This is a genomic window from Jeongeupia sp. HS-3, assembly GCF_015140455.1.
Taxonomy (GTDB): Bacteria; Pseudomonadota; Gammaproteobacteria; order Burkholderiales; family Chitinibacteraceae; genus Jeongeupia.
Genome location: NZ_AP024094.1, coordinates 2047733 through 2070777, shown reverse-complemented (window position 1 = coordinate 2070777; position 23045 = coordinate 2047733). Strand labels below are relative to the sequence as shown.

At 65.9% G+C, this 23045-nt stretch carries 23 protein-coding genes and 1 pseudogene; 19 read left to right on the top strand and 5 right to left on the bottom strand.

The features are described 5' to 3' along the window. Positions 1-102 precede the first annotated feature (102 nt). The 12 genes and pseudogenes from JLC71_RS09870 to JLC71_RS09820 all read left to right on the top strand — a co-directional run bounded on the left by JLC71_RS09870 (position 103) and on the right by JLC71_RS09820 (position 13467). Complete coding sequence (locus JLC71_RS09870) at positions 103-3555, top strand: beta strand repeat-containing protein (RefSeq protein WP_374757596.1); 3453 nt, start codon at positions 103-105, stop codon at positions 3553-3555. Then, complete coding sequence (locus JLC71_RS09865) at positions 3552-3896, top strand: Ig-like domain-containing protein (protein WP_236250855.1); 345 nt, start codon at positions 3552-3554, stop codon at positions 3894-3896. The genes JLC71_RS09870 and JLC71_RS09865 overlap by 4 nt, the downstream gene beginning before the upstream one ends. Continuing rightward, entirely contained in the window at positions 3893-4120 is a 228-nt protein-coding gene (locus tag JLC71_RS09860) for an Ig-like domain-containing protein (protein WP_200918398.1), read from the top strand. Before JLC71_RS09865 ends, JLC71_RS09860 begins: the two co-directional genes overlap by 4 nt. After that, positions 4117-4545 (top strand): Ig-like domain-containing protein, encoded by a 429-nt coding sequence (locus JLC71_RS09855; protein WP_236251039.1) that lies wholly within the window; start codon positions 4117-4119, stop codon positions 4543-4545. Before JLC71_RS09860 ends, JLC71_RS09855 begins: the two co-directional genes overlap by 4 nt. Continuing rightward, the gene (locus tag JLC71_RS16725) at positions 4452-4715 is read left to right on the top strand and encodes an Ig-like domain-containing protein (RefSeq protein ID WP_374757630.1); all 264 of its coding nucleotides are present in this window, start codon (positions 4452-4454) and stop codon (positions 4713-4715) included. Before JLC71_RS09855 ends, JLC71_RS16725 begins: the two co-directional genes overlap by 94 nt. Then, positions 4622-5173, top strand: coding sequence for an Ig-like domain-containing protein (locus JLC71_RS09850; RefSeq protein ID WP_200915255.1), 552 nt, complete (start codon positions 4622-4624; stop codon positions 5171-5173). The genes JLC71_RS16725 and JLC71_RS09850 overlap by 94 nt, the downstream gene beginning before the upstream one ends. Beyond that, positions 5170-6135 (top strand): annotated as a pseudogene (locus JLC71_RS16455) (Ig-like domain-containing protein); the annotation flags it as partial. The gene JLC71_RS09850 and the pseudogene JLC71_RS16455, both read left to right, overlap by 4 nt. Next, a complete protein-coding gene (locus JLC71_RS16720) occupies positions 6069-6416 on the top strand; it encodes an Ig-like domain-containing protein (RefSeq protein ID WP_374757629.1) in 348 nt (115 codons plus the stop codon). The pseudogene JLC71_RS16455 and the gene JLC71_RS16720, both read left to right, overlap by 67 nt. Next, complete coding sequence (locus JLC71_RS09835; protein ID WP_236250854.1) at positions 6413-10597, top strand: putative Ig domain-containing protein; 4185 nt, start codon at positions 6413-6415, stop codon at positions 10595-10597. The genes JLC71_RS16720 and JLC71_RS09835 overlap by 4 nt, the downstream gene beginning before the upstream one ends. Positions 10598-10800: 203 nt before the next feature. Continuing rightward, positions 10801-11778 (top strand): META domain-containing protein, encoded by a 978-nt coding sequence (locus tag JLC71_RS09830; protein ID WP_200915253.1) that lies wholly within the window; start codon positions 10801-10803, stop codon positions 11776-11778. A 646-nt stretch (positions 11779-12424) separates the two neighbouring features. Beyond that, positions 12425-13156: an LOG family protein gene (locus tag JLC71_RS09825; protein ID WP_200915252.1), complete on the top strand. Its 732-nt coding sequence runs from the start codon at positions 12425-12427 to the stop codon at positions 13154-13156. A gap of 14 nt (positions 13157-13170) precedes the next feature. Then, positions 13171-13467, top strand: a complete 297-nt coding sequence (locus JLC71_RS09820) for a hypothetical protein (protein ID WP_200915251.1) — start codon at positions 13171-13173, stop codon at positions 13465-13467. Between the two features lie 78 nt (positions 13468-13545). Here the strand turns inward: JLC71_RS09820 and JLC71_RS09815 are convergent, their stop codons facing one another. Then, the gene (locus tag JLC71_RS09815; protein ID WP_200915250.1) at positions 13546-15102 is read right to left on the bottom strand and encodes a lytic transglycosylase; all 1557 of its coding nucleotides are present in this window, start codon (positions 15100-15102) and stop codon (positions 13546-13548) included. Positions 15103-15191: 89 nt separating this feature from the next. After that, positions 15192-15944 carry a hydroxyacylglutathione hydrolase gene (gene gloB / locus JLC71_RS09810; protein WP_200915249.1) on the bottom strand — a complete coding sequence of 251 codons (753 nt, stop codon included), beginning with the start codon at positions 15942-15944 and terminating at the stop codon, positions 15192-15194. 10 nt (positions 15945-15954) lie between these two features. Here gloB and JLC71_RS09805 point away from each other — a divergent pair, with 10 nt between their 5' ends. Beyond that, positions 15955-16719: a class I SAM-dependent methyltransferase gene (locus JLC71_RS09805; protein WP_236250853.1), complete on the top strand. Its 765-nt coding sequence runs from the start codon at positions 15955-15957 to the stop codon at positions 16717-16719. A gap of 8 nt (positions 16720-16727) precedes the next feature. Here the strand turns inward: JLC71_RS09805 and JLC71_RS09800 are convergent, their stop codons facing one another. Then, positions 16728-17000, bottom strand: coding sequence for a hypothetical protein (locus JLC71_RS09800; protein ID WP_200918397.1), 273 nt, complete (start codon positions 16998-17000; stop codon positions 16728-16730). Positions 17001-17018: 18 nt separating this feature from the next. On the opposite strand from JLC71_RS09800, the gene rnhA reads away from it, so the two are divergent. Genes rnhA through JLC71_RS09770 form a run of 6 tightly spaced genes read left to right on the top strand, consistent with a single transcriptional unit; the run spans position 17019 to position 20651 of the window. Further along, entirely contained in the window at positions 17019-17462 is a 444-nt protein-coding gene (rnhA, locus tag JLC71_RS09795; protein ID WP_374757595.1) for a ribonuclease HI, read from the top strand. Beyond that, entirely contained in the window at positions 17462-18190 is a 729-nt protein-coding gene (gene dnaQ / locus JLC71_RS09790; protein WP_200915247.1) for a DNA polymerase III subunit epsilon, read from the top strand. Before rnhA ends, dnaQ begins: the two co-directional genes overlap by 1 nt. Further along, positions 18187-18897 (top strand): 2-C-methyl-D-erythritol 4-phosphate cytidylyltransferase, encoded by a 711-nt coding sequence (ispD, locus tag JLC71_RS09785; RefSeq protein WP_200915246.1) that lies wholly within the window; start codon positions 18187-18189, stop codon positions 18895-18897. Before dnaQ ends, ispD begins: the two co-directional genes overlap by 4 nt. Then, complete coding sequence (locus JLC71_RS09780; protein ID WP_200915245.1) at positions 18882-19376, top strand: GAF domain-containing protein; 495 nt, start codon at positions 18882-18884, stop codon at positions 19374-19376. The genes ispD and JLC71_RS09780 overlap by 16 nt, the downstream gene beginning before the upstream one ends. Continuing rightward, a complete protein-coding gene (ispF, locus tag JLC71_RS09775; protein WP_200915244.1) occupies positions 19373-19873 on the top strand; it encodes a 2-C-methyl-D-erythritol 2,4-cyclodiphosphate synthase in 501 nt (166 codons plus the stop codon). The genes JLC71_RS09780 and ispF overlap by 4 nt, the downstream gene beginning before the upstream one ends. 16 nt (positions 19874-19889) lie before the next feature. After that, positions 19890-20651 (top strand): hypothetical protein, encoded by a 762-nt coding sequence (locus JLC71_RS09770; protein ID WP_200915243.1) that lies wholly within the window; start codon positions 19890-19892, stop codon positions 20649-20651. Positions 20652-20671: 20 nt separating this feature from the next. Here JLC71_RS09770 and JLC71_RS09765 read toward each other — a convergent pair whose 3' ends face one another. Together JLC71_RS09765 and JLC71_RS09760 are read right to left on the bottom strand one after the other, a co-directional pair. After that, positions 20672-21415 (bottom strand): UDP-2,3-diacylglucosamine diphosphatase, encoded by a 744-nt coding sequence (locus JLC71_RS09765; protein ID WP_200915242.1) that lies wholly within the window; start codon positions 21413-21415, stop codon positions 20672-20674. Next, the gene (locus JLC71_RS09760; protein WP_200915241.1) at positions 21408-23015 is read right to left on the bottom strand and encodes a histidine kinase N-terminal 7TM domain-containing diguanylate cyclase; all 1608 of its coding nucleotides are present in this window, start codon (positions 23013-23015) and stop codon (positions 21408-21410) included. The genes JLC71_RS09765 and JLC71_RS09760 overlap by 8 nt, the downstream gene beginning before the upstream one ends. Positions 23016-23045: the final 30 nt, after the last annotated feature.

Here is a 23045-nt window from a genome sequence, read left to right as displayed (position 1 = left end):
GCTCTGGCGACGCTGCGCTAACGTTTGCGTCGATGCCTGATCGGCGAGTTGGCCGATGCATTCAGAAAAAAAGCCCGCTGCGGCAGGCCTGGTGAGGAAGCAATGCGAGATGCGACGGAAATGAATCAATCCACGCTGCAACGGCAGGCGTGGATTGCAAGCTGGGTCTGGTTTGTCCTGATGGCAGGGATTTCAGGATTGCGTGGAGGAGCGGGCCGCCTTGCCCGTCGCTACGCGATTGCCACCATTGCGGCATGTTCGGTGCTGCTGGTGTCGCAGGCGGCCCTCGCGATTTCGTGTTCGGTCTCGTTTTCTTTACCGCAAAACACGACAAAGACCTACACGCTGTCGGGGGCCTGGAGCGGTAGTTCATATCCTGCAGGTAGCGACAACGCCAAGTGTGATCCGTTGAACATGGGCATCTCAAATGTTCCGGCGGGGGAGGACGATTACAGCGCTAATAACATCGTAACGCCAACTGCGAACGGCGGTACGCTCAAAATCTACGGCTTTTGGGGCGGCTCTAACTATTTTGTCTATACGCCGCCAAGTGCCTCATTCACGGGTACCGACACCGCAACGTTCTATATCACGGGTAATGGTGGCACCTGGACTTCTACCGGGGCGTTGACGATCAACGTTACCTCTACCACTCCTGTGCCCACCGTTTCCGGTATCGCTCCTGGTTCTGGCTCGACAGCTGGCGGCACCAGCGTGACGATTAACGGCACCAACTTCACTGGTGCGACGGCAGTCAAGTTTGGCGCGACCAATGCCGGCTCCGTCATCGTCAACAGTGATACTTCGATTACCGCAACGTCGCCGGCGGGTTCAGGCACCGTTAATATCTCCGTGAGCACGCCCGGTGGCACCGCCACGTTGACGGGGGCGTTCACCTACAACGCGCCTGTGCCGACCGTGACGTCGGTTGCGCCAACATCCGGCCCGAGTGCGGGCGGTACCAGCGTGACGATCACCGGCACCGGCTTTATCAACGGTGCGACTGCGGTCAAGTTCGGCGCGACCAATGCTGGCTCTGTCATCGTCAACAGTGCGACCTCGATTACCGCGACCTCGCCTGCGGGCTCTGGCGCCGTCGATATCACCGTGACCACATCTGGTGGCACCGCCACTTTAACGGGGGCGTTCACCTACGCCGTGCTCGCACCGGCCGTTTCCGGTGTTTCCCCCGGTTCCGGCCCGACTGCCGGCGGTACCAGCGTCACCATCTCGGGCAGCAACTTCACCGGTGCAACGGCTGTCCGCTTCGGCGGGACCAACGCTGCCTCTTACACGGTCAACAGCGCAAGTTCGATTACCGCGACGTCTCCGGCCGGTTCGGCCGGTACCGTCGACATCACCGTCACGACCGCGGGCGGGATCAGCGCGACCGGTGCATCGGACCAGTACACCTACATTGCGGTGCCGGCCGTCAGCGGCGTTTCGCCAAATTCGGGGTCGACCGCCGGCGGGACCAGCGTGATCATTACCGGCACCGGCTTTGCCGGGGCGACGTCGGTCAGGTTCGGCGGGACCAATGCCAGCTCGTTCACTGTCAACAGCGCAAGCTCGATTACCGCAATGTCGCCAGCCCATTCGGCCGGTACCGTCGACGTCACGGTGACGACTGCGGGCGGTACCAGCACGACCAATGCAGCGGATCAGTTCACCTATGCCAATGCGCCACCGGTAGCCGGCCCGTCGAGTCTGACGGTTGCCTATGGCAGTAGCAGCAACCCGGTCACCTTGAACCTGTCCGGTGGGGCCGCAAGCAGTGTTACCGTTGGCACGCCGGCGGCCCACGGCACCGCAACCGCCAGCGGCACCACGATCACCTATACCCCGGCGGCGGGATATACCGGTGCCGACAGCTTTACCTATAGCGCGGCCAACGCAGGCGGCACGTCGGCGCCGGCGACGGTGACGATCACAGTCGGCGCGCCGCCGCCGCCCACCGCCGGCGCGGTCAGCGCCAGCGTTGGCTATGGCAGCAGCAGCAATCCGATTACCTTGAACCTGTCCGGTGGGGCCGCAACCAGTGTTGCCGTCGCCGCGCCGGCCGCGCATGGCACCGCAACTGCCAGCGGCACCACGATCACCTATACCCCGACGGCGGGATATACCGGTGCCGACAGCTTTACCTATAGCGCGGCCAACGCAGGCGGCACGTCGGCGCCGGCGACGGTGACGATCACAGTCGGCGCGCCGCCGCCGCCCACCGCCGGCGCGGTCAGCGCCAGCGTTGGCTATGGCAGCAGCAGCAATCCGATTACCTTGAACCTGTCCGGTGGGGCCGCAACCAGTGTTGCCGTCGCCGCGCCGGCCGCGCATGGCACCGCAACTGCCAGCGGCACCACGATCACCTATACCCCGACGGCGGGATATACCGGTGCCGACAGCTTTACCTATCGCGCGACCAACGCTGGCGGCACCTCGGCGCCGGCGACGGTGACGATCACGGTCGGCGCGCCGCCGCCACCCACCGCCGGCGCGGTCAGCGCCAGCGTTGGCTATGGCAGCAGCAGCAACCCGATTACCTTGAACCTGTCCGGTGGGGCCGCAAGCAGCGTCGCCGTCGCCGCGCCGGCGGCCCACGGCACCGCAACCGCCAGCGGCACCACGATCACCTATACCCCGGCGGCGGGATATACCGGTGCCGACAGCTTTACCTATCGCGCGACCAACGCTGGCGGCACCTCGGTGCCGGCGACGGTGACGATCACGGTCGGCGCGCCGCCACCCACCGCCGCCGGCGCGGTCAGCGCCAGCGTTGGCTATGGCAGCAGCAGCAACCCGATTACCTTGAACCTGTCCGGTGGGGCCGCAAGCAGCGTCGCCGTCGCCGCGCCGGCGGCCCACGGCACCGCAACCGCCAGCGGCACCACGATCACCTATACCCCGGCGGCGGGATATACCGGTGCCGACAGCTTTACCTATCGCGCGACCAACGCTGGCGGCACCTCGGCGCCGGCGACGGTGACGATCACGGTCGGCGCGCCGCCGCCACCCACCGCCGGCGCGGTCAGCGCCAGCGTTGGCTATGGCAGCAGCAGCAACCCGATTACCTTGAACCTGTCCGGTGGGGCCGCAACCAGTGTTGCCGTCGCCGCGCCGGCCGCGCATGGCACCGCAACTGCCAGCGGCACCACGATCACCTATACCCCGACGGCGGGATATACCGGTGCCGACAGCTTTACCTATCGCGCGACCAACGCTGGCGGCACCTCGGCGCCGGCGACGGTGACGATCACGGTCGGCGCGCCGCCGCCACCCACCGCCGGCGCGGTCAGCGCCAGCGTTGGCTATGGCAGCAGCAGCAACCCGATTACCTTGAACCTGTCCGGTGGGGCCGCAAGCAGCGTCGCCGTCGCCGCGCCGGCGGCCCACGGCACCGCAACCGCCAGCGGCACCACGATCACCTATACCCCGGCGGCGGGATATACCGGTGCCGACAGCTTTACCTATCGCGCGACCAACGCTGGCGGCACCTCGGCGCCGGCGACGGTGACGGCGGCGGGATATACCGGTGCCGACAGTCGGCGCCGGCGACGGTGACGATCACGCCCACCGCCGGCGCGGTCAGCGCCAGCGTTGGCTATGGCAGCAGCAGCAACCCGATTACCTTGAACCTGTCCGGTGGCACGGCAACCAGCGTCGCCGTCGCCGCGCCGGCGGCCCACGGCACCGCAACCGCCAGCGGCACCACGATCACCTATACCCCGGCGGCGGGATATACCGGTGCCGACAGCTTTACCTATCGCGCGACCAACGCTGGCGGCACCTCGGCGCCGGCGACGGTGACGATCACGGTCGGCGCGCCGCCGCCACGCCGCCCACCGCCGGCGCGGTCAGCGCCAGCGTTGGCTATGGCAGCAGCAGCAACCCGATTACCTTGAACCTGTCCGGTGGGGCCGCAACCAGCCGCCGTCGCCGCGCCGGCGCGGGCACCGCAACCGCCAGCGGCACCACGATCACCTATACCCCGGCGGCGGGATATACCGGTGCCGACAGCTTTACCTATCGCGCGACCAACGCTGGCGGCACCTCGGCGCCGGCGACGGTGAACCGCCGGCGCGGTCAGCGCCAGCGTTGGCACGCAGCAGCAATCCGATTACCTTGAACCTGTCCGGTGGGGCCGCAACCAGTGTTGCCGTCGCCGCGCCGGCCGCCCACGGCACCGCAACCGCCAGCGGCACCACGATCACCTATACCCCGGCGGCGGGATATACCGGTGCCGACAGCTTTACCTATCGCGCGACCAACGCTGGCGGCACCTCGGCGCCGGCGACGGTGACGATCACGGTCGGCGCGCCGCCGCCGCCCACCGCCGGCGCGGTCAGCGCCAGCGTTGGCTATGGCAGCAGCAGCAACCCGATTACCTTGAACCTGTCCGGTGGGGCCGCAACCAGTGTTGCCGTCGGCACGCCGGCCGCCCAGCCAGCGGCACCACGATCACCTATACCCCGGCGGCGGGATATACCGGTGCCGACAGCTTTACCTATCGCGCGACCAACGCTGGCGGCACCTCGGCGCCGGCGACGGTGACGACCGCAAGCGCCAGCGTTGGCTATGGCAGCAGCACCGATTACCTTGAACCTGTCCGGTGGGGCCGCAACCAGTGTTGCCGTCGGCCCCGGCGGCGGGATATACCGGTGCCGACAGCTTTACCTATCGCGCGACCAACGCTGGCGGCACCTCGGCGCCGGCGACGGTGACGATCACGGTCGGCGCGCCGCCGCCGCCCACCGCCGGCGCGGTCAGCGCCAGCGTTGGCTATGGCAGCAGCAGCAACCCGATTACCTTGAACCTGTCCGGTGGGGCCGCAACCAGTGTTGCCGTCGGCACGCCGGCCGCCCACGGTACCGCAACCGCCAGCGGCACCACGATCACCTATACCCCGGCGGCGGGATATACCGGTGCCGACAGCTTTACCTATCGCGCGACCAACGCTGGCGGCACCTCGGCGCCGGCGACGGTGACGATCACGGTCGGCGCGCCGCCGCCGCCCACCGCCGGCGCGGTCAGCGCCAGCGTTGGCTATGGCAGCAGCAGCAACCCGATTACCTTGAACCTGTCCGGTGGCACGGCAACCAGCGTCGCCGTCGGCACGCCGGCGCCGGCGCGGTCAGCGCCAGCGTTGCCTATGGCAGCAGCAGCAACCCGATTACCTTGAGCCTGTCCGGTGGCACGGCAACCAGCGTCGCCGTCGCCGCGCCGGCGGCCCACGGCACCGCAACCGCCAGCGGCACCACGATCACCTATACCCCGGCGGCGGGATATACCGGTGCCGACAGCTTTACCTATCGCGCGACCAACGCTGGCGGCACCTCGGCGCCGGCGACGGTGACGATCACGGTCGGCGCGCCGCCGCCGCCCACCGCCGGCGCGGTCAGCGCCAGCGTTGGCTATGGCAGCAGCAGCAACCCGATTACCTTGAACCTGTCCGGTGGGGCCGCAACCAGTGTTGCCGTCGGCACGCCGGCGGCCCACGGCACCGCAACCGCCAGCGGCACCACGATCACCTATACCCCGGCGGCGGGATATACCGGTGCCGACAGCTTTACCTATCGCGCGACCAACGCTGGCGGCACCTCGGCGCCGGCGACGGTGACGATCACGGTCGGCGCGCCGCCGCCGCCCACCGCCGGCGCGGTCAGCGCCAGCGTTGGCTATGGCAGCAGCAGCAACCCGATTACCTTGAACCTGTCCGGTGGGGCCGCAACCAGTGTTGCCGTCGGCACGCCGGCCGCCCACGGTACCGCAACCGCCAGCGGCACCACGATCACCTATACCCCGGCGGCGGGATATACCGGTGCCGACAGCTTTACCTATCGCGCGACCAACGCTGGCGGCACCTCGGCGCCGGCGACGGTGACGATCACGGTCGGCGCGCCGCCGCCGCCCACCGCCGGCGCGGTCAGCGCCAGCGTTGCCTATGGCAGCAGCAGCAACCCGATTACCTTGAGCCTGTCCGGTGGCACGGCAACCAGCGTCGCCGTCGCCGCGCCGGCGGCCCACGGCACCGCAACCGCCAGCGGCACCACGATCACCTATACCCCGGCGGCGGGATATACCGGTGCCGACAGCTTTACCTATCGCGCGACCAACGCTGGCGGCACCTCGGCGCCGGCGACGGTGACGATCACGGTCGGCGCGCCGCCGCCGCCCACCGCCGGCGCGGTCAGCGCCAGCGTTGGCTATGGCAGCAGCAGCAACCCGATTACCTTGAACCTGTCCGGTGGGGCCGCAACCAGTGTTGCCGTCGGCACGCCGGCCGCCCACGGTACCGCAACCGCCAGCGGCACGGCACGATCACCTATACCCCGGCGGCGGGATATACCGGTGCCGACAGCTTTACCTATCGCGCGACCAACGCTGGCGGCACCTCACCTATACCCCGGCGCCGGCGACGGTGACGATCACGGTCGGCGCGCCGCCGCCCACCGCCGGCGCGGTCAGCGCCAGCGTTGGCTATGGCAGCAGCAGCAACCCGATTACCTTGAACCTGTCCGGTGGGGCCGCAACCAGTGTTGCCGTCGGCACGCCGGCCGCCCACGGTACCGCAACCGCCAGCGGCACCACGATCACCTATACCCCGGCGGCGGGATATACCGGTGCCGACAGCTTTACCTATCGCGCGACCAACGCTGGCGGCACCTCGGCGCCGGCGACGGTGACGATCACGGTCGGCGCGCCGACGCTGATCATTAGTCCGGCAAGCGGCAGCGCCCTCAACGGCGCCGCCGGCACGGCCTACAGCCAGTCCTTCACCGCCAGCGGCGGCACCGCGCCACACCGCCTCGACCCGCTCTCCGTGGATTCCGGCACCATGCCGACCGGGCTGTCATTCAATACCGCCACCGGCACGCTGTCCGGCACGCCGACCAGTGCCGGCACCGTGACCTTCAAGGTAAAAGCCACCGACAGCTCCACCGGCGCCGGGCCGCATTCGCTGACCGGCACCTACACGCTGACCATCGCCGCACCGACCATCACCGTCTCGCCGAGCACGCTGCCGAACCCGGCAGTCGGCACCGCCTACAGCCAGACCGTCTCCGCCAGCGGTGGCGTCACGCCGTATACCTACGCAGTGACCAGCGGCAGCCTGCCGGCAGGACTCACCTTGAACAGCAGCAGCGGTGCGATCACCGGTATGCCGACGGCCGCCGGCAGCTTTAGCTTCACGGTGACCGCGACCGATGCCAACGGCTTTACCAAGGGCCAGGGTTATTCCGTCACCGTGGGCGCGCCGAGCATTGTCGTCAGCCCTGCCAGTCTGCCAAGCGCGAACGTTGCCTCGTCCTACAACCAGACGATCACGGCCGCCGGCGGTACCGCCCCCTACACCTTTGCCGTCACCGCCGGCGCAGTTCCGCACGGGATGACCTTGAGTGGCTCCGGCGTGTTATCCGGTACGCCTACGCAGAGCGGGCCTACCAACTTCACCATCACCGCGACCGACAGCAGCGGCGGCACGCAGTACACCGGCAGCAGTGCCTATACGCTGACCATCAACGCGCCGACGCTGATCATGAGCCCGGCAAGCGGCAGCGCCCTCAACGGCGCCGCCGGCACGGCCTACAGCCAGTCCTTCGCCGCCAGCGGCGGCACCGCGCCACACCGTCTCGACCCGCTCTCCGTGGATTCCGGCGCCATGCCGACCGGGCTGTCGTTCAATACCGCCACCGGTACGCTGTCCGGCACGCCGACCAGTGCCGGCACCGTGACCTTCAAGGTAAAAGCCACCGACAGCTCCACCGGCGCCGGGCCGCATTCGCTGACCGGCACCTACACGCTGACCATCGCCGCGCCGACCATCACCGTCTCGCCAAGCACGCTGCCTAATCCGGCAGTCGGCACCGCCTACAGCCAGACCGTGTCCGCCAGCGGTGGCGTGGCAGCGTATGCCTACGCGGTGAGCAACGGCAGCCTGCCGAGCGGTATGAACCTGAATGCTGGCAGTGGTGCGATCACCGGTACACCGACGGCCGCAGGCAGCTTCAGCTTCACCGTGACCGCGACCGACGCCAACGGCTTTACCAAGGGCCAGGGCTATTCCGTCACCGTGGCTGCACCGAGCATTGCCGTCGCGCCGGCCAGCCTGCCAGCAGGGCAGGTAGGAAGTGCCTACAGTCAAACGGCCAGCGCCAGCGGTGGTACTGCGCCGTACGTGTTCGGCATTTCGGCCGGCAGCCTGCCGACCGGCTTGAGCCTTGATCCGTCCTCGGGCGCGATCACCGGCACGCCGACCGCCGTCGGCACGTTCAACTTCACCGTCCAGGCGACCGACAGTACCGGTGGTGGCGCGCCGTTCAGCGGCAGCAAGGCGTATACGGTCACCATCAACCCGCTGGCGCCGGTGGCCGGCGCCCTGAGCCTGACGGTTCCCTACAACACGGCGATACCGATCGACCTTGCTGCGTCGATCAGCGGCGGCGCGGCCAGTGGCGTGACCGTCAGCACCGCGCCGGGCCACGGCACGACCACTGTCAGCGCTGCGGTCGTCACCTACACGCCGACAGCGGGCTACTCGGGCACGGACAGCTTCAGCTACACCGCGACCAATGTCAGTGGTACATCCGTCGCCACGGTCAGCCTCATCGTCAATCCGCAGGCGACGATCGCCGGCGCGGTGACCGCCACGGTGGCATTCAACAGCAGCAACAATCCGATCGCCCTCAAGCTCGCCGGTGGCGTCGCGGTCAGCGTTGCGGTCGCAACCGCGCCGAGCCACGGCACGGCTTCGGTCAGCGGTACGACGATCAGCTATACGCCGACTGCCGGCTATTCCGGCACCGACCGCTTTAGCTATACCGCAACCAATGCCAGCGGCCAGTCTGCGCCGGCAACGGTCGACATCACCGTCAACCCGGCGCTGCCGGCGCCGCAGCCGGCAACCACCACGATCGCGTCCAACAGCGGCAGCACGGTGATTCCGCTGCTGATCGACGGTGGCCCGGTCGTCAGCGTGACGGTGGTCAGCCCGCCGCGTCACGGCACGCTGAACGTCACGGGCCTGGGCGCGAACCGAAAGGTGCTTGCCAGCGTCACCGATGCTGGCAGCGGTGCACCGTCGGTGAGCTATACGCCGAACCCGGGCTTTGTCGGCACCGACAGCTTCAGCTACACCGCCAGCAACGCAGCCGGGACCTCGGCCGCGGCAACCGTGACGCTGCAGGTGACGCCGCCGCCGCCGGTGCTGGCACCGGTGAGCGCGACGACGGTGTCCGGCGCGCCGGTGACGCTGGACGTGACCGCCGGTGCAAGCGGCGGCCCGTTCACCGGGCTGGCGCTGGTTACGCCGCCGGCCAATGGAACGGCCGAAGTGCGCGGGCTCACCATCGTCTATACGCCGCCGCCGGCGTTCGCCGGCGTGGTGACGATCGGCTACGCGCTGAGCAATGCCTGGGGAACGACCCGCGGCACGGCGACGGTGACCGTCAATGCACGGCCCGATCCGTCCAAGGATCCGGAAGTGACCGGATTGCTGGCGGCGCAGACCGACGCGACCAAGCGCTTTGCCCGGGCGCAGCTCGACAACTTCAACCGCCGGCTGGAAAGCCTGCACGGCAAGGGCTGGGGCGACTCGGACTTCGGCCTGAGCGCCAGCAACTTCGGCTTGCATGCCGACCGGGACGCCGATCCGGAGCTGTCGAAACGGGGACGTTCAAACCGGCTCGCCGACGCATCGGGACGTAGCAAATCCAAGGTCGATGCCGGCGCAAGCGAAGCATCAGGCGAAGCCAACCATGCGGCACGGAACGAGCTGGCATTCTGGATCGGCGGTGGGCTCGACTTTGGTCGCCGGGACGCGGTGACCGGGCAGGACAAGTTCCGCTTCAGCACGGACGGGATCAGCGTCGGCAGCGATTATCGGGTCAACGACCTGCTGTCGGTCGGCGTCGGTGGCGGCTTCAGCCGCGACGTCAGCGATGTCGGCAGCAACGGCTCGAAGAGCGAAGGCCGCTCCGGCACCGTCGCGCTGTATGCCAGCCTGCGTCCGACAGAAACCCTGTTCGTCGATGGCGTGCTGGGGTATGGCTGGCTGAACTTCGATCTGGATCGTTACATTACCGATTCCGGCGCAAACGCGTCCGGTTCGCGCAACGGCCGGCAGCTGTTCGGTCTGCTCGCGGCCGGCTACGAGTATCGCAACGGGAGCTGGCTGGTTTCTCCTTACGGTCGTCTCGACATGATGTCGGCCACGCTTGACGGCTACACCGAGTCGGCACCGGGCGTCAGTGCACTGACCTATGCGGGTCAGGACGTCCGCATGAGCAGCGGCAAGCTCGGCGTACGCGGGGAAACCAGTTTCGACCTGGACTTCGGCAGGCTCACGCCGCGGATGCGGGTCGAATACCAGCATCAGTTCGAGGGGAGCGACGATGCCTATCTGGCCTACGCCGATCTGGCCGCCTACGGCTTGGGCTACGTCGCCCACCTGGCACCGACACAGCGGAACCAGTGGATTATCGAGGCTGGCGGAAAAATCGCGCTGCGCGGCGAGATGACGTTCTCGCTCGACTACAGCAGCACGCTCAACAACAGTTCGGGCTACACCCAGGCGGTGCGGCTGATGCTGGGCGTGCCGTTCTGAACCGCTGATTGGCGAACGAAACGGCGCACCTTGGGTGCGCCGTTTTTGTTTCGGGACCGTGCTGGAGGGCTCTTTATTTTGTTGATGTAAGCAACAATTATGTTCGAGACATCTCTGCGTCAAGAAAAGCCAGCAATTATTGCCCAAGCCTTGCCGGATGACGGGGACTAGACTTCAGCGTGTCCAAACACAGGAGAACTTCGATGATTCGTTCGATTGCAGCCGCGGTGATGGTACTGGGTGCCGGTTCCGCGTTGACCGGTTGTGCCGGTGTTCCGTCCAGCGTCAGCGAGCTGGTGCAGTTGCAAACCGTGAAAGGCGAGCTGGCTTACCGTGAGCGTATCGCCTTGCCGCCGGATGCCGTCGCGGTCGTCGAAATCCGCGATACGGTGACCGACAAGGTCGTGAAGGACACGCGCATTGCGCTGCAGGGCAAGCAGGTGCCGGTGCCCTTTGAACTGGCGGTCAACCGGAATATGTTGGCGGCCGACGGAAAATACGTGGTTCGTGGCAGCATCGAACAGCAGGGCAAGTTGGCATGGGTGAGCAAGCCGGTCGCGCTGACGCGGAGTTCCGGCACGACCGAATTGGGTACCTTGCTGCTGGCGCAGCAGCATCAGGCGCAGTCCCAGGCCCGCACCTTGCCATGCGGCGATCGGCAGATCAGCGTGGACTTCAGTGGCGAGGCGATGACCCTGGTCGCCGGGCGGAGCAGCTTCGCGTTGACCCAGGTGCCGGCCGCGTCCGGCGCCAAGTATGTGGACAATAAAGACCCGCAGACCTGGTTCTGGTCCAAGGGGCAGGGCGGCATGTTACAGATCAAGGGCAAGAGTTATCCCGAATGCGTGCCGGTGACGGCGACGCCCGCCGCGGCGCTGCAGGGCGCCGAGTGGCGAACCGTGAGCAAGGCCAGCCACCCGGCGAGGCTGAATTTCGGTGCGGATGGCCGCATCTCGGGCAGCGCAGGCTGCAACCGCTATTCCGGCCAGTACACCTTGAACGGCGACGCGCTCACGATCGGCAAGGTCGCGACCACGCGGATGGCATGCGCCCCGGCGGCGATGAAGCAGGAGACCGCTTTCCTGAAGCTCCTCAACCAGGTTCAGCGCTACGCGATCGCCGCCGACGGCACGCTGACGCTGCAGGCTGCCGGCAAAGGCAAGATCACCGCACGTCGCTGAACCGGCTCACCAGTTGCGCAGGATGCGTTCGGCGAGGCCCTGCAGCCGGTGGATGACCCGCGATCACTGTGATGTGCCGATGTAACGCGCCTGCGCGTTGCATTCGATGCCGCGCATGATCGCGGTGACCGCTGCCTCGGGGGCATTCTGCCCCTAGGCATGCGGGTTTCGACCCGCGACGGCTGGGCTTCCAGCTGCCGGACGTGGGGCCAGTGCTCGCCCAACGATGGCGTAACGATGTACTGCACGAACGTAATGCCGCCTTGGTCGCGCAATGCACCGGCGAGGATTTCTTCGGCGAGATGGCCAGGCCAGTGGTGATGCTGGCCTGTGGCTGTTGGACTGATCCGGCTTCAGTAGTCAAATACCAGCTTCGCACCGCAGCCCATTCAAAGACCTCGGAACTGACACCGCCACAGAGACCTGTGGCGGTGGACTCGCTGGTAACGCACAAGCGAATGCGAATGCCTGCGCCAAATAGCCTGCGCGAGGCGGTGCATGGTGCAGCGCATGATCTGCTACCATAGCGACCCACTTTCGGTTTCAGCGTGCGCTCCTCCGGGGGCTGCGATTTTGGCCGGGCGTTCCCTTTGCAGCAGCAGGGGTGAGCGTTTAAGTTCATCTTTTGGACGTACTTCAGAGCGATATGGATCAAAGCGTAAATCCCGATCTTCCGGCAGCCGATAGTGAAGCGACGCTGCGTTTGGTAACCGGCGCTGTCCTGAAGTTGTGGGACGTTGTCGACGATCTGTCCAAGCTGCGGCCGCAGCATACCCCGCACTATCACGTGACGATCTTCGGTTCGGCACGCATCGAAGAAGCCACGCCGGCCTACGAGGCGGTCAAGCAGCTGGCGGCCGAACTCGCCGCCATGGGCTGCCGCATCGTCACCGGCGGCGGTCCGGGCCTGATGCAGGCGGCCAACGAGGGCGCGCGTGAAGGCGCACCGGATTCGCCCGAGGCATCGGTCGGCATCCGCATTGATCTCGATTTCGAACAGAGTGCCAATGATTTTGTCGGTCGCCTGTTCGAACACAAGACCTTTTTCTCCCGGCTGCACCACTTCGTTCTGCGGTCGAACGCCTTTATCGTGACCCCGGGCGGCGTCGGTACGCTGCTGGAGCTGGCGATGGTCTGGCAGCTCCTGCAGGTGCGTAAGCTCTATGGCACGCCGCTGATTCTGGTCGGCGACATGTGGCACGAGCTGGTCGACTGGGCCAAGCGCTATATGGTCGACAACGGCGCCGGGCTGGCCAGTGGCGTGGACATGCAGATTCCGGTCGTGGTCGATACGATCGAGGATGCGGTGCAACTGATGCGCGAACACCATGCCAAGTGGCTGGCCGAGGGCAAACAAATCGGTGACGCAGCGCAATGAGTTTGACGCGTGCAATGGCAGGCATTGCTTTGGCGCTGCTTGCCGGCCAAGTGCAGGCAGGCAATAACGACGCATGGAAAGCGACCGCCGGCGTTGCACGTGACGCCTGCGCCAGCGCTGCGCGTGCGGCGGGATACAAGCAGTTCAAGTATCCCAGCCCGTATCAGGCCAGCAGCGGCGGCGTCAGCTGGTTTTTCAACGGGCTGAAAAAAGGCTCGACCGAGCGTCAGTTGCTGTACTGCCGTTACGACGGCATGCGGGGCCGTGTCGAGGCATTGCTGGCTTATACGGCCGACTACACGCCCGATTGAAGTCGGTTTGATACTGCTGGCAGACAATCAAAAAGCCCGTCGTGATGACGGGCTTTTTGATTGTTCCCGGAGAAAGGCTCAAGCCGGCGGCTGGTAGATGACCAGACGGATGCCCGGTGAGAGTTTCTGCGGATTCCAGCGTTTCAGATCGTCGGCGTCAACCCGGTGTTTTCTGGCGATCGATGCCAGCGTGTCACCATTCTTGACCACGTATTCACGCTGGATGGGGGCCTTCTTGCCGCTGGCGGTGCGGGTGACGCTGGCCACTTTGAGCGTACTGCCAAGGCGGACATCGTCGGCCTTGAGCTGGTTCAGCTTGCGCAAATCGGCCACGTTCATCCCGTAGCGGCTGGCAATGTTGAAGAGCGTGTCGCCGCGGGCTACGCGGTATTTGATGACGGCAAGCGGGGCATCGCTGGCGCCGGTGTCGATCGGATCGGCCGTACGGTTCTCATGCAGCGCGACCAGCGTCTGCCGGTTGGAAACATCCAGTCCCGGCACGTTCGGCACCAGAATGGTCTGACCACGCGCGGCGCCGTCGCTGCCGATATCGTTGATATCCTTGAGCTCGCTCACGTCGATACCGAACTGCGACGCGAGCTGGGCGAACGATTCGCCGCGCTTGGTGACGTAAGGCTGCCAGTTGAGTAGTGGCTTGTCGTAATTGGCGAGATTGCGCTGGAAGGCAGCGACCTTGTCGGCCGGGATCACCAGCTTGCGATCATCCTTGTAGGCAATCACCGGGCGAATGAAGCCCGGATTGAGCTTCAGCAGCTCCTGCACCGGGGTTTCGGACAAATCGGCCGCCACTTGTACGTCCATATGCCGGCCGGTGCTGACGGCTGCGAAATAAGGTTTGTTCGGTACGCTGGCAAGCGTGACGCCAAATGCGGCCGGATTGGCGATGATGTTGCGCACCGCCATCAGCTTGGGTACGTAATTGCGCGTCTCGTTCGGCATGCGCAGATCGCTGTACGTCATGCCCAGGCCTGCGGCGGCACTTTTCGTCTGTGCGCGGGCGACCGCGTTTTCACCCCAGTTGTACGAAGCCAGTGCCAGTTGCCAGTCGTTGAACTGGCCGTGCAGCTTGTCGAGGTAATCGAGTGCGGCGTCGGTCGCGGCGACCACGTCACGGCGGCCGTCGTACCACCAGGTGCGTTCCAGTCCGTATTGTTTACCGGTGGCCGGCATGAATTGCCACATGCCGGCGGCCTTGGCCGATGACTCGGCTTTCGGGTTGTAGGCCGATTCGATCATCGGCAGCAGCGCCAACTCCATCGGCATGCCGCGGCGCTCGACGTCATCGACGACGAAATACAGATAGCGGCCACCACGCTCGATAATGCGGTTCAGGTATTCGGGACGGCTGGCGTAATAGTTTTCCCATTTCTCGACCAGCGGGTCGTCGAGTTCGGGCATCGCAAAACCGGCGCGTACCCGCGCCCACAGATCGTCGTAGGACTGCAGGCGGGCGACCTCGCCAAAAAGAATGTCGACGGTACGGTTGGTATCGTCGGCAATGAAAAACTGGGGATTGTTCAGTTGGCCGTCGGCGTTCAGTCGCGGCTGCGGTGCGGCCACCGCGCTGGCGACACTGAGACCGGCAAGCAGCCCGAGCAGTGAGGGGAAACGCATGTTGCTATGCTCATCTTTTAATCAGTTGCGCGATGGTGCCGACCCCCGCCAAGGCTGTCAACGCAAGCGTTCGATCTGGCGCCGGGCGGCTAAAAATGATCTTTCCAGCTACGGATGGCGGCAAGGACGCTGACCGGATCGGCGCCGTTGGCATGCCGTGCGCTGGCCGCCGCGATCACCGTCGCTTCCGAGCAGCGCAAAAAAGGGTTGGTCGCTCGTTCCAGTGCGATGGTACTCGGCAGCGTTGGCTGCCCTTGTGCGCGCTTGGCGCGATCGGCGTCGTCACGGTCTTGCGTTGCGATGTTGTCCGGTTCGACGGCTCTGGCAAACTTCAGATTAGACAGCGTGTATTCGTGTGTACAGCACACCAGTGTTTCAGGCGGAAGCGCGGCAAGTTTGGAGAGCGATGCGTACATTTGCGCCGGTGAGCCCTCGAACAGCCGGCCGCAGCCGGCGCCAAACAAGGTATCGCCGCAAAACAGCCAAGGCGCGCCGTAATAGGCGAGATGATCGAGCGTGTGCCCAGGTACGGCGAGGACGTCGACGCTTAGATCGAGCACGTTGATGGTTTCGCCGCCGGCCAGCACCCGGTTGACCTCGGGAATCCGCGCCGGGCCATAGACCGGTATGCCGGGGTGCGCGGCGACCAGCTCGGCCAGACCGCCGGTGTGATCGTGGTGATGGTGGGTGACGAGCAGCGCATCAAGCTGCAGGCCGCGTCCGGCCAGAAAGCGTTCGAGCGGTGCGGCCAAACCCGGATCGACGGCCAGCGCGCGGCGGTGGTCGTGCAAAACCCAGATATAATTGTCGTCGAATATTGGTAGCGGGGTGAGTTCCAGCATGACAGGTCCCGTGGACTGCTTGACATCGTTCGATCATTTTGCCGCCTGGCTGGCGACGCCGCTAGGGCGTTACGTCGCCCAGCAGGAGACGGACTGGTACGCGCGTATCGCCGCAGACCTGTTTGGCTACAAGGCGGTACAGCTTGGATTGCCGCAACTCGATACCCTGGCGACCAACCGGATGCCATGGCGCACGATCGTTGGGCGTGGCGATGGCTGCGCTTTGCATTGCCGGCCGGAACAACTGCCCTTCGCCAGCCAGTCACTCGATCTGCTGGTGCTGCCGCATGTGCTCGATTTCTGCGCCGATCCGCATGCGGTACTGCGCGAGGCCGAACGGGTGCTGCTGCCGGAAGGGCGCATGCTGGTGACCGGCTTCAATCCGTGGAGTTTGTGGGGGCTGAGAAAGTGGCGCAATCGGGGCGATGTGCCGTGGTCCGGCCATTTCGTAGCGCTGCCGCGGCTCAAGGACTGGCTATCGCTGCTGGGGCTGGAAACCGTGCGTGGTGAATTTTTATGTTACGGCCCACCGGTACAACGGGAAAACTGGATCGAGAAGGGACGTTTTCTTGAAAACGCCGGCGATCGCTGGTGGCCGGCGGCGGGCGGGATTTATTGCCTCGACGTGGTCAAGCGCGTGCGCGGCATGCGCCTGATCGGCCCGGCTTGGCGTAATGCGGCGCGGTTGCCGCAGGGTAAACCGGCCACCGTGATTGATCAGGCGGTGCGGATCGAGCGCTTGCGCCAGCAGGCGGCCAAAGATAAATGCAAGTGAGTCACGGCTCAGGCCGGATCGCAGCGGCGCGAGGTTTCGACCAGATCGCGCAGCAGCTTCTGGCCATCATCGCGACTTTTGAGCGGGATTTTTACATCGTGACCGCTGCCGAGATTGCCGCCACCGAAAATCAGGTGGGCTTCGGTATCGGATAGTTCGACGTATTGCACCACGGTCAGGTTGACCCAGCGCTCGCTCTTGTCGTTGCCGGGCAGTTTGTAAGGACAAAACGTCGCCGCCTGAGTCGCGGTGGCGCACAAAAGGAACAAGAGGGCGCGCATGTCGGGCCTTCGCAGATTATGACTACAGTTACGATTTACACCGATGGCGCCTGCAAAGGCAACCCCGGCCCCGGTGGCTGGGGCGCGCTGCTGCAATATGGCGAGCAGGAAAAAGAGCTGTTTGGCGGCGAGCGCGATACCACCAACAACCGCATGGAGCTGACCGCGGTGATCGAGGCGCTGGCGATGCTCAAGCGGCCGTGCGCGGTGGCCTTGTGGACCGACTCGCAGTACGTGAAGAACGGCATTGAAACCTGGATTCACAACTGGAAAAAAAACGGCTGGAAAACCGCCGACAAGAAACCGGTGAAGAATGCCGACCTGTGGCAGCGGCTGGACGGTGAAGTCGCCCGCCACGCGGTCAGCTGGCACTGGGTCAAGGGCCATGCCGGGCACGAACTGAACGAGCGCGCCGATGAGCTCGCCAATCGCGGCGTCGACGTGGCGCTGGGGAGAGCCTGATGCGGCAAATCATTCTGGATACCGAAACCACCGGCCTTCGTGTCGAAGACGGCAACCGCATCCTTGAAATCGCCGCGGTCGAAATGGTCGATCGCAAGCTGTCGGCCGACCGTCACCTGCATTGCTACATCAATCCGGGCCGCGATTCGGAAGAGGGCGCGCTCAACGTGCACGGCCTGACGACGGCGTTCCTGGCCGACAAGCCCAAGTTCGCCGATATTGCCGACGACTTCCTGCGTTTTGTCGACGGCGCCGAGCTGATCATCCATAACGCGCCGTTCGACGTCGGCTACCTGAACATGGAGCTCGGCAAGCTCGGTCGCGGGCCGATCACCGATTACGTGTCGGGCGTAATCGACACGCTGAAGATGGCCAAGGACACCTTCCCGGGCAAGCGCAACAACCTCGATGCCCTGTGCGACCGCTTCGAGATCGACCGCAGCGGCCGTACCCTGCACGGCGCGCTGATCGACTGCGAACTGCTCTCCGAAGTTTATCTGGCGCTGACCCGTGGTCAGGACAGCCTCTTGATCGACTTCGCCTCCGGCGATGCCGCGGCCGACGCCGCCTCGTTCAGCCAGGGCCGGCCGCGCAAGCCCTTGATCGTCGCCAGCGTGCCGAGCGAGGATCTGGCGTTGCACGAAGCCTACCTCGATGTGCTGGATAAATCGGTCAAGGGCACGTGCTTGTGGCGCGAACTGACCGTGCCGCAGGCCGGAACGCAATGACGAGCGCCATCGCGCTGGTGCCGGCCGCCGGTAGCGGCAGCCGCATGGCGAGCGAAACGCCGAAACAATACCTCGATCTACTGGGCAAGCCGCTGATCTGGCACACGCTGACCGCGCTGCACGCGGTGGCGGCGCTGGGACGCATTTTTGTGGTGGTCTCGCCCGAGGATGAGTGGTGGGACGCGTACGACTGGCAAGGCTTTGAACGGCTGGTGGTCATGCGCTGCGGCGGCGACAGCCGCGCCGAGTCGGTACTCAGCGGCTTGCAGGCCTTGTCGTTGTTTACCGCCTCGGATACCTGGGTACTGGTGCACGACGCGGCGCGGCCGTGCGTCGATCCGGCGCAAGTCGCCGGCATGATCGATGCATTACGTGATGACCCGGTCGGCGGCATTCTGGCGCTGCCGGTCGCCGATACCCTCAAGCGTGCGACCGCGGGCGACCGGATCGCCGCAACCACCTCGCGCGCCGGGCTGTGGCAGGCGCAAACGCCACAGATGTTCCGTCTTGCGGTGCTCGCCGGTGCACTCGAAACCGGCATGGGCCCGGACATTACCGACGAGGCCAGCGCGCTGGAGAAACAGGGCGAATCGCCACGGCTGCTGATGGGCAGCCCGTGGAACCTCAAGGTGACCTACCCGCACGATTTGCAGCTTGCCAGTCTGATTCTGGCAGCGAGGAACGGAACAGAATGGCCGAAAACCTGATCATTGCCGGCGGCGACAAGGCTGCCCGCTACGCCTCCTTGCTGCCGCAACTGGCGGCCTTGCTCGATGGTGAAACCAATCTCACCGCCAGGCTGGCCAATACCGCCGCGGCGCTGAAACAGTCCTTCGACTGGCTCTGGGTCGGCTTCTATCTGGTTGACGGCGACGAGCTGGTGCTCGGGCCGTTCCAGGGGCCGGTGGCGTGTTTCCGTATCCGCCACGGTCGCGGTGTTTGCGGAACCGCGTGGGCGCGCAACGAAACGCAGCTGGTTGCCGATGTCGATGCTTTTCCCGGTCATATCGCCTGCTCGTCGGCATCGCGCTCGGAAGTCGTCGTGCCGCTGCGCAATGCGCAGGGCGGGGTGATCGGCGTGCTTGATGTCGATAGCGAACGGCTGGGCGATTTTGATGATGTGGATGCTTGCGAGCTTGAGGCGATTGCCGCGCTGGTCGTGAGTCAGGCAGGAGAGAACAAATGAGAATCGGCCAAGGATGGGATGTACACCGGCTGGTCGAAGGTCGGCCGCTGATTCTGGGCGGCGTGACGATTCCGTTCGAAAAGGGCCTGCTCGGCCATTCGGATGCCGATGCACTGTTGCACGCGATTACCGACGCCGTGCTTGGCGCCGCAGGCTTGGGTGATATCGGCCGGCATTTCCCCGATACCGCTGAGGAATTCAAGGGTGCCGACAGCCGTGTGTTGTTGCGCGAGGCGGTACGGCGCGTGGCCGAGGCGGGCTGGCGGGTGAGCAATATCGACGCCAGCATCCTGATCCAGCGGCCGAAAATGGCGCCGCATATTCCGCAGATGGTCGCCAATATCGCCGCCGATCTCGGTATTGAAACCACCGACGTCAACGTCAAGGCCAAGACCTACGAGAAGCTCGGCCCGGTCGGCGCGTCCGAAGCGGTCGAGGCGCAGGCGATCTGCCTGCTGGAACGGCGCTCGACCGTGTCCGGGCCTTGGGGGCGTTAGTTTCAAGGAGATCGCCATGCGCGCACTGATGTTCGGGAGCCTATTGTTGGCCGGTGCCGCACTGGCCGACGTTGTCGATACGGTGCAACTGCGGCACAAAACGGCGTCCGAGCTGGCGCCGCTGCTGCAGCAGGCCTTTCCCGACGCGGCGATTCAGGGTTTTTACGATCAGCTCGTCGTGCGCGCGCCGGACGAGGCGACCTTTGCCCGCATCTCTGCGCTGGTCAGTCGACTCGATACGCCGACGCGGCGCCTGACCGTGAGCGTCGAGCAGCGCGAATCCGGTTCGCGTTCGGGGCTCGATGCCGATGGTTCGGTGGTGATTTCCAACCGTGGCAGCGGCGCCGTCGTCGCGATCGACGCGCAGCGCTCCCGGGACACGCGGCAGGCGGCGGTGCAAAGGGTGACGACGATCGACGGTGGCCGGGCGATGATTTCGCTCGGCGAATCGCGTTTCGTGCCGACGCTGTCGTGGGTGTTCCGGCCCGGCTACAGCATCGTCACCCAGGGCGGGCAATGGCAGTCGGTCGGCAGCGGTTTCTGGGTCGAGCCGCAAGTCGTCGGTGAGCGGGTGCAGCTGCGGCTGTATCCGCAAAGCAGCCGCTTCAACGGCAACGGCAGCATCGATCAGCGCGCGGTGTATAGCGAAGTTGCCGGCGCGCTGGGCGAGTGGCTGCCGGTCGGCGAGTCGACGCAGCAGGCCCGCGGCTCAGGCATCGGTTCGCGCGTGCAAGCGGCGACGGTGTACACGGTGTGGGTACGCGTCGACGCGAACTGATGCCGGAAGCTTAACGGGGCTTAACGGGCGAACGGAAACGGCGTGCCGTCGAGCGCGTACATGCTGACGCCGCGCTCGTCGAGGCTCAGATAGCCGCCGCTGCCGGCGTGCCAGTCCGCCAGCACCCAGCGCACGCCGGCGGCTTCAACGTGCCGTGCCGGCCGGTGCGTATGGCCGTGGATCAGCGTGGCTACCTTGGCATTGCGCATTGCGGCCTCGATGGCGTTGCGATTGACGTCCATGATGTCGGCGGTCTTGCGCTGGTTCATCGCCGTCGATTTCTCGCGCAGCTTGGCTGCCTCGCGGTTGCGCCAGCGATAGGGCAGGCGCCGCCACAGCCACTGCACCAGCGGTGAGCGGACGATGCGCCGAAAGCGCTGATAATCGGCGTCGTCGGTGCAATAGGCATCGCCGTGCGCCAGCAGCACCGGCGTGCCGAACGGTGCAATCGGCGTTGGATCGGCGATCAGTGTCAGCCCGGCCTCGCGGGCAAAGCGCGCCCCGCACAGGAAATCGCGATTACCGGCCATGAACGACACCGGCACGCCGCTGGCGGCCAGGGCGCGTAACCGTGCGGCGAGTTCGGCGTAGAACGGGTCGTTTAGCTGGTCGTCGCCGATCCACACGTCGAACAGATCGCCGAGGATATACAGCGCCCGGGCATCGCGTGCGGTGCCGGCGAGAAAGCGGCCGAAGGCCTCGGCGGTGGCCGGATCGGCGGGCGACAGGTGCAGGTCGGAGATCAATAAAACAGGCTTAGACATCGGTTTCGCTGAAAGTAGTCTCGGGCGGGGTGATGCTGATGACGCGATTTCTGCCCGCCGCCTTGGCCTGATAGAGCGCGGCGTCGGCCAGGGCGGTGAGTGCGGCCAGGTCGCCGGCATCCATTGGAAATGCGGCGACGCCGGCCGAGAAGGTGAGGCTGCGCTGGCGTGGGCCGATGCACAAACCGGCAAAGGCCAGCCGCAAGGCATCGACGCGCTCGGTCGCCTGCGCCGCATTGCAACCGGGCAACAGCAACAGCCACTCTTCGCCGCCGTAACGGAAGCAATAGTCGTCCTGTCGGCCGTGTTGTTGCCAGCATCCGGCAAACGCCACGAGCGCGGCATCGCCGGCGGCGTGACCGTCGCTATCGTTCAGTACCTTGAAATGGTCGAAGTCGATCAGCACCAGCGCCATCGACCGGCGGGTGCGCTCGGCGTGCAGCAGCTCGCGCGGGCCGACTTCGGCCAGAAAACGCCGGTTGTAGCAGCCGGTGAGCGGGTCGCGGATCGAGGCTTCGCGCAATTGCCGTTGCAGCGTCTGGTTGGCGTCGAGCTGCGCTTCGAGCACCGCGAGCGCGCTCGACAGCTCGTGCTCGACCCGGGTGCGGTGGCTGATGTCGCGCAGCAGCAGCAACTCGCCGGCCGGCTGCGCCGGCGTGCCGAGCAGGCGGCGGTTGATTTCGAAATCGTGGCCGGCGTGGCTCAGCAGCTCCTGGTTCGACAGCGTCAAGCCTTGCGCCAGCCAGGGCCAGTCGGCCAGCGGCCGGCCGACCGGTTCATCGCCGAGCCAGTAGCGCGCGGCCGGATTGGCCTCGATGACGCGGCCACGCCGGTCGATCAGCAGCACCGGATCGGGCAGTGCGTCGAGCAGCAGCGTGCGCGCGACCGGGATCAGGTCGAACAGCTGGCCGTGGCGGATCAGCCAGGCAAAGATCACGCAGGTCAGCGCCAGCGCGAACGGGGTCGGATCGAAATCGAATAGCGTCCATGTCCGGGTGATGTAGCCGACATTGGCGATCCACGGCGGCAGCGACGCCAGTACAAAGCCGAGGTACTGCTTGCGGTAGGCCTGGGCGCAGCGGCTCAGGCTCAACAGCATCAGCGCCATCGCGCCGAGCATCAACAGGTACAGATAGAGCGCGGCGAAATAGAACACCGGGCCGGCGAAATAGTGCAGCTGGCTGCCGAGCTCGGCGCGGATGGGCAGATAGGCGCGGTACAGGCCGTGATGCTGGCCGTCGCTGACGGCAAGCAAGCCAACCAGCAAGGGGCCGCTCCACGCCAGCGCGTGGCCGCGCAGCCCCAGCGGCGCGCGATAGCCGTACAGGTAGCGCAGCGCGAACAGCAGCCAGAACGTCGGCCCGAGCATGATCGCCGGCCAGGTCCAGCGTGCCAGATCGACCTTGAGCGCGGCCTCGGTGCTGGCATATTCGAGCCCGGCCATGCTGCACCACCATGCCAGCGTCAACTGCATGCCGATAAAGGCGGCGCGGCCGGCGAAAGCGGGGCGCGCGGCCACCCAGGCCGCGAGCAGCAGCATCAGCGCTCCGCCGGTAAACAGTGCGAAGCTGGGGGCGTGCCAGAGCCAGGGCGAGGGCATGGTTCAGCGATCCGGATACGACAACGCCGC